This is a genomic window from Streptomyces sp. (assembly GCF_050698815.1).
Lineage (GTDB): Bacteria > Actinomycetota > Actinomycetes > Streptomycetales > Streptomycetaceae > Streptomyces.
On the sequence record NZ_JBOHCV010000199.1, the window covers coordinates 1 to 11,553 of the forward strand.

Annotated in this window: 11 protein-coding genes; 5 read left to right on the forward strand and 6 right to left on the reverse strand. The window is 70.6% G+C overall.

Features of this window, described 5'->3' with window-relative positions; genetic code table 11:
- A partial coding sequence (locus ACRDP3_RS07315) for a PIG-L family deacetylase (protein ID WP_431516019.1) occupies positions 1-894 on the reverse strand: 894 nt, incomplete at its 3' end.
- A 283-nt stretch (positions 895-1,177) separates the two neighbouring features.
- Positions 1,178-1,648: an Lrp/AsnC family transcriptional regulator gene (locus tag ACRDP3_RS07320; protein ID WP_431516020.1), complete on the reverse strand. Its 471-nt coding sequence runs from the start codon at positions 1,646-1,648 to the stop codon at positions 1,178-1,180.
- Positions 1,649-1,743: 95 nt separating this feature from the next.
- Between ACRDP3_RS07320 and ACRDP3_RS07325 the strand changes: the two genes are divergently transcribed.
- The 3 genes from ACRDP3_RS07325 to ACRDP3_RS07335 all read left to right on the forward strand — a co-directional run bounded on the left by ACRDP3_RS07325 (position 1,744) and on the right by ACRDP3_RS07335 (position 4,381).
- Positions 1,744-2,607: a TIGR03619 family F420-dependent LLM class oxidoreductase gene (locus tag ACRDP3_RS07325; RefSeq protein ID WP_431516021.1), complete on the forward strand. Its 864-nt coding sequence runs from the start codon at positions 1,744-1,746 to the stop codon at positions 2,605-2,607.
- Entirely contained in the window at positions 2,604-3,032 is a 429-nt protein-coding gene (locus ACRDP3_RS07330; protein WP_431516022.1) for a nucleoside deaminase, read from the forward strand. Before ACRDP3_RS07325 ends, ACRDP3_RS07330 begins: the two co-directional genes overlap by 4 nt.
- Positions 3,033-3,460: 428 nt before the next feature.
- Positions 3,461-4,381 (forward strand): immunity 49 family protein, encoded by a 921-nt coding sequence (locus ACRDP3_RS07335; protein WP_431516023.1) that lies wholly within the window; start codon positions 3,461-3,463, stop codon positions 4,379-4,381.
- A gap of 147 nt (positions 4,382-4,528) precedes the next feature.
- Here the strand turns inward: ACRDP3_RS07335 and ACRDP3_RS07340 are convergent, their stop codons facing one another.
- From ACRDP3_RS07340 to ACRDP3_RS07355, 4 genes are all read right to left on the reverse strand, one after another.
- On the reverse strand, positions 4,529-5,632 hold the full coding sequence (locus tag ACRDP3_RS07340; RefSeq protein ID WP_431516024.1) for a Gfo/Idh/MocA family protein: 1,104 nt from the start codon (positions 5,630-5,632) through the stop codon (positions 4,529-4,531).
- A 48-nt stretch (positions 5,633-5,680) separates the two neighbouring features.
- Positions 5,681-6,418 carry a phytanoyl-CoA dioxygenase family protein gene (locus ACRDP3_RS07345; RefSeq protein WP_431516025.1) on the reverse strand — a complete coding sequence of 246 codons (738 nt, stop codon included), beginning with the start codon at positions 6,416-6,418 and terminating at the stop codon, positions 5,681-5,683.
- Between the two features lie 82 nt (positions 6,419-6,500).
- Positions 6,501-7,379, reverse strand: coding sequence for a helix-turn-helix domain-containing protein (locus tag ACRDP3_RS07350; RefSeq protein WP_431516026.1), 879 nt, complete (start codon positions 7,377-7,379; stop codon positions 6,501-6,503).
- A gap of 61 nt (positions 7,380-7,440) precedes the next feature.
- Positions 7,441-10,116, reverse strand: coding sequence for a beta-galactosidase (locus ACRDP3_RS07355; protein ID WP_431516027.1), 2,676 nt, complete (start codon positions 10,114-10,116; stop codon positions 7,441-7,443).
- Between the two features lie 16 nt (positions 10,117-10,132).
- Here ACRDP3_RS07355 and ACRDP3_RS07360 point away from each other — a divergent pair, with 16 nt between their 5' ends.
- Complete coding sequence (locus ACRDP3_RS07360) at positions 10,133-11,128, forward strand: LacI family DNA-binding transcriptional regulator (RefSeq protein WP_431516028.1); 996 nt, start codon at positions 10,133-10,135, stop codon at positions 11,126-11,128.
- Positions 11,129-11,296: 168 nt separating this feature from the next.
- The coding region (locus ACRDP3_RS07365; protein WP_431516029.1) for a hypothetical protein at positions 11,297-11,553 on the forward strand (257 nt) is incomplete at its 3' end.

Sequence of the window (11,553 nt, forward strand, 5' to 3'; positions counted from 1 at the left end):
GAACCAGTCCGAACCCAGCTTCTCGGGGTCCGTGGGAACCTCGGGCGGCAGCGCGGCCCAGCCCTGGCTGCGGTACATACGGCTCGCGTCGCGCTCGACCTGCGCCCACGTCTTCCCGTGCTCACGCGAGGTGTGCCCCGACCAGACGCCGACAACGGGCAGGCCCGTGTCCGGGTCGGTGTGGCGTTCCTTGGCCGCCTCAGGCCCGAGAAGATCTGAGAAACCGTAATTCTGGGACAGCAGCCGCCGCGGTCGCCACGGGCGCAGGCACTCGCGCGTCAACTGGTCCGGGAAGGCCCGTTCGTCACCGGCCAGGAAGAACGCCTCGATCGCCAGCCGCGCCGACATCTGATGCCCGCCGTGCTGGTTGAACGGACGGGGATCCATGGTCACGACCGTCTGCGGTGTGGCCATGCGGAACAGCCGGACCATGCGTTCCAAGGTGTCCTGCTCGTGCCAGATCCGCTCGGTGAGCGGGGCGGAGAGCGTGTACCAGAAATCCGGCTTGTCGAGATAGAAGATGTTCTCGATCCCCGCGAGCGCGGTCGCGGAGCGCTCCTCGTCCTCACGCAGCATGCCCAGCGGTGCGCCCTCCTCCGGACCGACCGCGTTGCCGCCGCCCTCCCCCCGGGTGATGGTGACGACGCCTGTGCGCAGCCCCCGCCGTTCACGCCACAAGCCGAAGGTGGACAGGTTCCCGGCCTCGTCATCCGGGTGCGCGCTCACGAACAGCACGTCGTGGTGGGCGGGGTCACGGCGGCGTGCGCCCGTACCTCGCCCAGCGGCGCTCGCAGAGGGCATCCCCGCCGAGTACACCGCGCCCATCAGGCCGGAAGCCATGACTGTCGTCACCAGCCGCCGAGGGGGTCCCGCCGTGCTGGCTTCCTCGCTCAAGTCGACCACGATGCAAACCGCCTCTTCTTCAGCCCGCGGAACCTACCGGCCGCAACTCTTGGGCAGTTCCCCGCTCGAGGGCAACCACCTTGCACGCCCCATCCGTCAACTCACCACGATCCACTGCTGGATCTATCAGGAAGTCGCCCAGGTGCCACCGAGCAGACTGTCTGGGCACGAGCGGCCCCACATAACTGTGACGGTTGCCAGGGCACTTGGGGCGTTCGCCGTTGCTGGGCCTCAGGCGACACCCGGCTGTGGCGTCCACGCCACCTCCCAGCGCCTAGCCGGCGGTATTCGCCCGAGGGACTCCGGGGCCGCGGAACGGGAGCGTCCGGCTGAGGACGAGGTTGGTGGTCGTGCTCCCGAACTCGGCCAGCTCGTCGACGATTTCCTCCAGGTGCGCCATCGATGTGGTCGCCACCTTCATGACGTAGCAGTCATCTCCGGTGGTGCGCAGGCACTCCAGGATCTCCGGGCGCTCCCCGAGCAGCCGGCGCAGCGGCACGTGCCGGGTCCCCGGCCCCGGGTACTTGAGCCGGACCACCGCCGCCACCGGGTACCCGGTCCGCTCCAGGTCCACCTCCGCCCGATACCCCGTAATCACCTCGGCCGCCTCCAGCCGGCGCACCCGCTCCTTGGTCGCCGACGGGCTCAGATTCACCCGCCGTGCCAGTTCCGTGAACGCGATCCGGCCGTCCCGTTGGACTTCATCCAGGATCGCCCAGTCCGTCGCGTCAAGATTCTCGTTCATCCGCCCATTTTACCGGCGGATCCACGGCCGAACAGCCTCTGAACCGGCGGAAATCCCTTTTGTCGACCCATGCGTCCTGCCTAGGGTTGGGCCTCATGAAGATCGGCGTCAACGTCCTCAATTTCGGCCCCGGCACGGACCCCGGAGTCCTGCGCAGCTGGGCCCAGACCGTGGAGGGCCTGGGCTTCGACCTCCTGATGCTCTCGGACCACGTAGTCATCACGCCCGACGTCGCCGAGCCCTATCCGGCACCCTTCTACGAGCCCTTCACCGCCTTGTCCTGGCTGGCCGGCCTGACCACCCGCATCGGGCTCGGCACGACGGTCCTGATCGCTCCCTATCGGCACCCGCTGCTCACCGCCCGGATGGCGGCCAACCTGGACGAGCTGAGCGGCGGTCGACTGGTCCTCGGCGTGGGAGTGGGCTGGGCACGCCAGGAGTTCGCCGCCCTCGGCGTCCCCTTCGCACAGCGCGGGCGGCTGACCGACGACCACCTGCGGGACATGCGGGCGGCCTGGACCGACACCGCCTCCTACGGAGACCGCAGGATCCCGGTGTGGATCGGCGGCAACAGCGACGCGGGGCTGCGCCGGGCCGTACGGCTCGGAGACGCCTGGCATCCGCTGAACACCACCCTGGAGTGGCTGCGCGAAGCCGCGGGCAGGCTGAAGGCGTACGCGGACGAGCAACACCTCCCCGTGCCCGCCCTGGCTCCCCGGATCGCCCTCCGCCTCACCGCGGCACCCATCGCCGGACCGCAACGGCTCGCCGGCGAGGGCACCATCGAGCAGATCATGGACGACCTCGACCAACTGCGGCTGCTGGGCGCCGAGTCCGTCGTCCTCGACACCTACCACGGCGATCCCCGCGAAACGTGCCACCCGCAGGCGGCCTGGCAGGCCCTCGCCACCGTGGCCGCGCACTTCTACGCGACCCCCACCACAACGGAGCAGTCATGATCACATCCGACGACCACGCCCTCCTCCGACAGGCCATCGCGCTCGCGGCCAAGGCACTCGCAAGCGGTAACCCGCCGTTCGGGTCCCTGTTGGCTGGACCGGACGGTGCGGTGCTGGCAGAGGAGCACAACACCACCCTCACCGAGAGGGACATCACCGCACACCCGGAACTGAAGCTGGCGAGGTGGGCCGCGCGGGAGCTGGACGCGGACACGGCGGCGGGCACCACGATGTACACCAGCTGCCAGCCGTGCGGGATGTGCGAGACCGCCATCCAACAGGCGGGATTGCGGCAGGTGGTGTTCGCCTTGTCCAGTGAACAGTTTCTGGACATCAGGCCCGGCAACGGCCGACCGCCCGTGCCGCAGGACGGCCCCGCGCTGCTCGACGAGGTGCGGGCCGTAGTCGAGCCTTACTACCGCTGACCGTCCGGCACAGGAGCGGGGCCGTCCACCAGCGAAACGCACCCGGCCCCCTCCTGCGCCATCGCGGGCTGCGCCGAGTATGTCGTCGGCCATGCGGCCTGGACCCCCGAGGACGTGAAGTCCCGGTCCCCGGCCTTCGACAAGGTGCGGGGCCATGGGGACGGGGAGCGGGAGCGTCGTACGTGCCAGGTACCAGGACATGCCGGCCGTCCACCGCATCCTGACCACCGACCCGGCGAGCCGCCGGCTCAACATCCCTTTCACGTAAGCGTGTCAGCCGGTGGCTGCAAGCTCCGGCCGGGGCCCACAGGCCGCAGGACGGCGCTACGCCCTCGGGACGGGGCACCGACGGAAAGGCGCTGCGCCCGGTGAAGAAGCGTTGGTACCCTCCCGTCGCCAGCCGGAAGGATCAAGGAAGGGCGACGTTCGTGCCGGAAGTGACGTGCCACGAGGTCGGTGAACAGAGGATCGCAGAAGCACTGGAGGACATCTGGGGGCAGGCGTTCGACCACTGGCACGGGCTGCGCTACCGCAGACTGTCCCTGCAGAGGCTTCAGACGATGTGCGACAAGCTCCTCGACAACGTCGCCGCTCGCACCCTGGAAGAAGACCCCACGCTCAGCGCCGCCCCCTCACGCGTAGTGCTGCGTACCGCGGCGGAGTGCGCCCTGGGGGCGCTTGGCCTCGGCGCTTTCCCCGACGGCGACTTCAAGATCCCCTTCCCTCTCATCAACCAGACACTCAGCAGCGAGGACTTCGGTTCCACAGACCTGGACCAAGCGCCCACCGCGAGGACGTGGCTGGACGCGTTCGCGATGTGCCTGATCAGCGGTGCGATCTGGGAGAAGGACCGGGTGATCGGCCTGCTGCTACGGTCGGACTATGCGCCCGCGATCCGCGATGGGGTGCCCTACTCGACGCTGGAGTCGCGTTCGGATCCGGCCGGTCTCGCGGAGATGGATGCGTTGTGCCGCTATCTGACCGAAGCACCCGGGCACCTGCCCGGGGACTGGCCCGCTGTGACTCTGCGCAAGCCGGACGTCGAAGAGCGCGCTGAAGCGGCTCGGCGATTGAGTGCCCTCGGTGAGCTGACGCCGGACCAGCAGCTGCTTCGAGTGCTCCTGGAAGACGATCAGCCGGCTTTCGAACGAGCCCTGGATGGTCGTCTCGTCCAGCACCGCGGGAGCGGAGCGGCCGATGCGGCACCCCGGAGTCTGCTGCCGGCAGGCACCATCGCGCTGGCCGCGCTGGCCGTCCAGGTGCACGGGTGGGAGTTGGGCATCAGCTCCGGCTACCTGCCGGAAGGCATGCTGCGTGCCCCGGAAGGCGCTCCGCAGCCCGGCGTCTGACGAACCCGCAGGGCAGGCCGGCATGGTGCTCGGAAATCCGCGATCCGCCGGTCCCGACAACCGCAACCGCAAGGGGACAGCCCGTGCTGCGCCGCGTCGCGGCAGGCACGGGCCGCCACAGCTCCGCGGCACGGTCCGGTTGACCTCCTACGCGGAGCGAGGGTCGTGCTTCGCGCGGTCGTCGGCGTCGGCGCCGCCGGTGACGCCGAAGTCGAGGTCGGGGAACGTGCTGCGCACCTCGACGACCCGCCCTTCGGCAGCCGATTTCTTGGCGGCCAGCATCACCTCGAGCGCGTGGAAGGCGTGCTCGGGCCGCGTGAGGGTCGACGTTCCGTTCTCGACGCATTCGACGAGGTGCCGCAGCCCATCGGTCCAGGGCCACTGCGAGTCCGCCTCGGGAACCAGCTCCCACGAGCCGCGATCGTTCGACCAGTGCTCGAAGCCCTCTGGCGCCCAGTCGTCGCCCAGCATCTGGAGCACCCCGGCGGAGCCGTACAACTCCACTGCGGGTGAACGGTACTTCTGCATCGTGAAGCCGGTGGCTATGGAGGCGAAGCGGGCGTCCCCGAAGTCGAGCAGCACGTGCGCGTTGTCGTCCGCGCGGACCGTGACCTTCCCGCCCTCGGCCTCCCGCTTGGGGACGGCCGTACCCACCAACGCGGTGACCCGCTGCACCGAGCCGAAGAACCCGCACAGGCTGGTGAGGTTGTAGACACCGAGGTCGAACAGGGCGCCCCCGCCGGGCTCGTAGAACCAACGGCCCCACCACGGTCCCGACCAGCCGTAGCGTGCCCGGCCCAGGTGCAGGTCGCCGATCTCCCCGGCCCGTACCCGCCGGTGCATCTCCTGGTATGTCGGCGACAGCACGACGTGCGGTGCACAGACCAGCAGGCCCCGGGCCGAGGCGGCTGCCTCCATCAGCTCGGCGCCCTCCTCCAGCGAGGAGGACATCGGCTTCTCGACGAGCACGTGCCTGCCGGCGGCGAGTGCGGCGCGGGCGAGGTAACCGTGCTCGTTCATGCTGGTGAGGACCAGCACGATGTCGAGGTCGTCGCGGTCGATGAGGTCCTGGGCCCGGTCGAACGACGTCTCCATCCCGAACCGGCCGGCGGCCGCTTCCCGCTTCCCGGGGTCCGGGTCGTAACCCGCGACCAGCCGCACCTTGCCCTCCTGTGAGAGCCGGGTGATCAGTGCGGCGTAGGGGCCCGAGAACACGCTTCCGAGTCCGAGGACGCCGATGTTCAAGGTCATCGCGTCAGATTCCTTCCGTGCGGGGTGTTACGGATGGGGTGTTGCGGGTCAGGCCCACTCGGTCCGCTGCCACGGGAACCGGCGGGGTTCACCGAAGGGCTGCGCGGGGCACGCGAAGGACATGATCAGGGCGCGCCGTGGTTCACCCGTGGTGTTCGGCCCGGCGTAGTGCAGCGTCCGGTTGGCGTGCACCGTGGCGCCGCCCGCCGGCAGCGGGCAGGCCACGCTTTCGGAGACCACGCCGGTATCGGCCAGGACCAGACCGTGCGAGTCCGGGCTGATCAGCCGGTGCGGCAGCACAGGTTGCAGATGGCTTCCCGGCTGGAACTCCATACAGCCGTTGTCCGGTGTGGCGGGTTGCAGCGGCATCCAGACGCTGATCGCCCGGTGTCGCATGGCCGGGTCCCAGTAGGCCTCGTCCTGGTGCCAGGGGGTTTCGGCGCCGCTGTGGGCGGGCTTGCGAATGGCGTGCATCCCGGTCGGGACGGCCTCCGGACCGAGCAGACGGAGCGCGAGGAGACCCGCGTTGCGATACGCCTCGGTCTCCCGCAGCTCGGGGGCGTAGTGGTCGGGGTTCAGGATCTGCGGCAACAGCCCCCGGTCACTGGTCAGTTCGAGGTGATCCCGCTCACGGACTCCCGAGCCGTGCTCGAACAGCCGGTCGTAGACCGCCTGCAGCGCCGTCACTTCCCCGGCGGACGTCAACCGTTCCAGGGCGATGAAGCCCCACCGGTCGAACTCCGTCCGCTGCGCGTCGGTCGCCGGCGCCGCGTCGCGTGTGGTCATAGGTCGCTCCTGGTCGAGGCCGGATGGTCGCCGAGGACGCAATCGTCCGCGACCCAATACCCTCGGGTCTTGTCCCGGACGCTCATCCCGTTGTCTGCAAGGACGACGACGGGCCCTGCTGCGCCGCGAGCTCCGGCTCGGCGGCGGACGAGGCCGACAGGCGGCGGAAGCAGGTGGGCGTCACGCCGTAGGTGCGCTTGAAGGCGCGGGAGAAGTGAGCGGCGTCCGCGAAGCCGTGCTCGACAGCGATCGCCACGGCCGTACGCCGCGTGGTCGCCAGCGCGGCGCGCGCCCGGCTCAGCCGCAGCGCCTGCAGATAGGCCATCGGCGGGACACCGACGACGTCCTTGAAGCAGCGCGCGAAGTGCTGGGGCGACAGGTTCGCCGAGCGCGCCAGTCTGGCGACGTCGAGATCCTCGGAGAAGTCCCGGTCCATCAGCCGTAGCGCGGCCTCGATCTCCGGCCGGCGGCTGCCGCTGACCAGCCCGACGTCGCCGTGCCGGTCGACGAGTTCGGCGGTCGCCAGCTCGGCGTAGCCGCGGGCCCGCAGCGCCGACCCGGGACTCGGCGACCTCCCGCTGCGGACCGCCTGCGCGACGAGACGGGCCGACGCGGGGTCGGGCGCCGGCAGGTGGAGCGGCAGTCCGAGCAGGCCGGAGAGCTCGACCGCGCAGAACAGCTCGACGCGGAACCCGAACCCGGTGAAGCGCAGCGGCTCCCCGCCGACGGCCAGGGTGGACCGCGCCGGACCGGGCAGCAGGATTCCCAGACCGCCCGGACCGACGTCGGCGGACTCCTCGCCCTGGACGAACCGGCAGCATCCGGAGAGGACTTGCACGATCTCGCCGTACGGCTGGCGGTCGAGGTCGATCCGCCAGTGCGCGCCGACCGTCACGTCGTAGGTCTCGACGAGCCGGAACGACGCCTCGTGCCAGGTACCCGCATGGTCGATGTGCGTCACGGTGCTGCTCCTCCCGGGTGCCGCGATGGGTTTCCGCCGCGTCTTCGCCGCCCCTCCACCGTCAGGTCAGCCGGATCCGCAGCTGAGCGCCGTCCGCACCTCCCGGCCAGGTCACCAGCCGGCCGCCGCCCTCGGCGCGCGCCACCTCCGCGTCGCTGTCGCCGTCCACGCCGACCTCCCGGCCGGTCTCCAAGAGGGCGCTGCCGGGCCCGTTCCCGCGCCGCAGCAGCACGGTCGAACCGTCACCCGCACCGTCCAACTCGGCCGTCGCCCACCGCAGTACGGCGTCCTCGAGCCGGATGTCCATGGGCAGTACCCGTCCGCTGCGCACCCCGAGCTCGATCTCGGCGCCGCCGGCCAGCGGCACACCGGCCACGTCCAGCGTGAACTTCTGCGGGACCGTGGCGACGTTGACCAGGTGCACGAGACGCTGTCCCGTGCCGTCCACCGTCGTGGTGGCGACCAGACCCGGTGATTCGCCGTGCGCGACCAGGTGGCGGCGCACCCCGAGGCGGCCGAGGAGCGACCGCCAGAAGTCGAGGTGGCACGGGTAGTCACAGGCCAGGACGACGGCCCGCCCGCCGCCGTCCACCGTGACCTCGAAGGCGACCGGGGAGCCGTCGGCGATGTCGACCGCGAGCGGCTCGGCCCGGGTCGCGCCGGTCGCCCGCAGCCGCTGCAGGACACCCACCCGGACCTCGGGCTGCGGGCCCGCCCAGTCGGTGGCGCGCACGGACGGGAAGTAGTGGACCTTGCCGTCGACGACCTCGGTCGCGCCGAGCCCGAGCGCGTCGGCGAGCACGGTGCAGGGCATCCCGTCGTCGTCGAGCTCCGGCAGCACACCGTGCAGCAGCAGCCGCCCGCCGGCCCGTACGAACGCGGCAAGCCGCTTCTGCACGGCGCGCCCCAGAACGGACGGAGTGGCGAGCGCGATCACCGGACCGGCGGGGTCGAGGTCCGCACCGGCCGAGGCCGGGGCGCCGGACAGGTCGACCGCGCCGAAGGTGTGGCCGCCGAGCAGCAGAGCGCGGGCCAGGATGTCCCGCGGGCCCATCCCGCGGAACCGCTCGACCTCCTGGACCAGGCTGCCCCGCCGGGCCGAGGACGGGTGGTGGTACTCGGTCAGATAGTGGTCCGGCACATAGCCGAGCACGATGTCGTCGTGCTCCTCGTCCATGTCGGCCAGCAGGTGCTCGTTCCCGCTGACGGCCCGTACCGCACTCCTGGCGGCCGGGTAGGTCTCGCTCAGCCTGCCCTCCGGGTCGACCGGGGCCGCGAAGCCGTGCCGCTCGCCGGTGAAGGCGATCCGGTCGTTGCCGTCGCCGACGGGCTCGTCCAGCGGCGGGTTGTGGCCGCCCGCGAACAAGTAGTAGTTGATCAGCCGGTTGCCCTGCGCGACGCAGAGACGGGTCTTCAGCTCCGTGCTCTCCGGGCTGGCCTGCCGACTGAGGTCTTCGCCGTAGTTGCCGGTGCCCGACTCGAACTCCAGTGAGGTGATGGGCTGGTCGACGTCGTGCACGGCTGCCATGAAGGCATTGATGACGTACAGGTCCGGGACGTTCTCGACCGTCAGCTCGTGGATGTAGTGGTCCGAGCCCGAGGTGGTCTGCGGCACGCCCGCGTACGCCTTGGAGAGCTGGCTGATGCCGATCGGGAAGGTGCGGCCACGCCCCTCGGACGTGCCGTGCAGGTTGATCAGGAACGGCACGCCGTCGATGCCGTGCTCCACGGCGACCTCGCGCAGCCGCAGCAGGTACGACGCGTAGCGGTCCCGGTGGTGGGCGCCGAGGTCGTGGTGCAGCGCCAACTGCTGGGCCTCGCTCCCCCCGTCGGTGCCGCCGGCGCGCCACCGGGCCGCCCAGGCCCCGGCGTCGTGGGGGTCGGCCCCGTACCTCCGCCGCGCTTCGTCGTGGCCCCATCGCTCACCGGCCCAGGACGCCAGCTCTGCCAGTGTGCGGTCGGTCAGCTCGGGGGTGTTGGTGACCCACGACAACATCCCGACCTCGTTGTCCAGTTGCACCGCGGCGACCGGTCCGCCCCGGGTGACGAGGTGGTCGGCGAGGACGGGCATGATCGCCGCGTACCAGCGCTCGGCCTCGGCCAGATACCCGGGCTCGAGGTAGTCGAGTGTCTGGGTGGGTCCACGCTCGCCGTCCCAGCCGAGCGGTACGGCGTCCGGATGGTCGCGGTAGACGCGGAACGGAATGCCCTCGTTCTTCAGCTCCGCCATCACGAACGGGCCGGGGCGGGCGATGACCAGCAGGTCGCGCTCGGCGGCCAGTTCGAGGAAGCCCACGAGGTCGCGGTACTCGCTGGTGCTGCCGGTCAGATCGACCTTGCCGGACGCGGTCTCGTGCACGAGCCACGGCATGTAGCTGGCCACTGTGTCGCACCCGGCGGCTACGAGCTTGTCGAGCCGGTCGGCCCAGTCGCGGCGGTGCAGCCGGAAGTAGTGCACCTCGCCGGCCATCAGGACCCTCGGGGCCCCGTCCACCAGAAGCCGACGGCGCGCCAGGCGCACCGACCGGGGAGGCCGGCCGGGAAGCCCGCTCTCCTGACTGCGGGCCTGGGGTGTCGGATCCGAGGTGCGCGGTGTGTTCACGGGTACGTCCTCACCGGGTGAGCGTCGGGGGTCCTCAGGCCTGGCCAACCGGGCCGCTGCCGCAGGTATTGCCACCGAGGAAGGGATCTGGTTATGGTCGTGAAACCGGTCTCTTGAAACCGGTTTCAGGAACATATCGGGAGCCGGGCCAATGGGCAACAGTCGCGTTAATGTTCGATGGGTCGCCGAGAAAGCGGGCGTTTCACCCGCCACCGTCTCAAGGGTTTCCCGGGGCTCGACGCAGGTCTCCCCGGAATTGCGCGACCGGGTTCTGCGGGTCATCGAGGAACACGGTTACCGCCCCAGCCACTTCGGGCGGGCGCTGGCCGAGAAGCGGCACGGCGCGCTGGGCCTGGTCTTCCCCGGCCTCTCCGGACCGTACTTCTCCGAGCTGATCCAGGGTTTCGAGGCCGAGGCCCTGGCGACCGGTGACCAAGTGCTGCTGCTGGCCTCGCACTACCGGGCCGACACCGACGCCAAGGTGATCGACCTCGCGGGCCGGGTCGACGGGATGGCGATCCACGCCGGGACGGTCTCCGAAGCCGCCGTCGAGCAGGTGTCCCAGCAGATCCGGGTGGTGGTGATGGCCGGCGAGGCAGGCCCCGCGCACGCCTCGGTCAGCACCGACAACAGCACCGTCGGCATCCTCACCCGGCATCTGCTCGTCGACCACGGCTACCGCCGGCTCGCCTTCGTCGGCCACCCCGAGGGCTCCCCCGACGTAACGGCCCGCTGGGAGGCCTTCCTCGCCGCTCACCATGCGGCCGGTACGGCACCGCCCGCCGACCCGGTACGGCTCGGGCTCCAGCAGTCCGACGGCGCGATCGCCGCCAGCACACTCCTCGACGAAGGCGACCCGCCCGATGCCGTGGTGTGCGCCAACGACGAGACCGCGCTCGGACTGATTCTCGGAGCGCTGGGCCGCGGACTGCGGGTACCGGAGGACATCGCGGTCACCGGCTTCGACGACATGCCGATGGCGGCCCTGGTCAAGCCCGGGCTGACCACGGTGCGGCAGCCGGTCCGCGAACTGGCGACGGCCACGGCTCGGCTGCTCGGCGCCCCCTTGACCCAACAGGACGGCGACACCGTCCTCGACACCGAACTGGTGCTGCGCGGATCGTGCGGCTGTCCTGACGGCTCCTGACGGCTCAACCAGCCACAACGGACGTACCAGCGGCGACATCCGACCTGTCGCCGCCGACCTCGGGGGGTCCCGGGTTCTCGCCACCGATCGGTGGCGGACCCGGCACGGAAGTGATCGACCACCAACAGCCGGCAGCACGCCGGGACGCACCGACGGAGGTACGCGAGGATGAGACGACCACGGAGCACGACTGCCCTCATAGCGGGAACAGCCAGTCTGAGCCTGCTGCTCGCAGGCTGTACCGGCACCGAGGACTCGGGGAACGCCGCGACTGCCGACGGGATGATCAAATCCCTCAACTTCGGCGACTTCGGCGGCGGTACGTCCCCGAAGGCCAACTACAACCCGTTCCTGCCCGCCTTCCGGCTGAGCGCCGCGGACTACGTCCACGAGCGCCTCATGATCGTCGAAGGCACCAAGTGCAG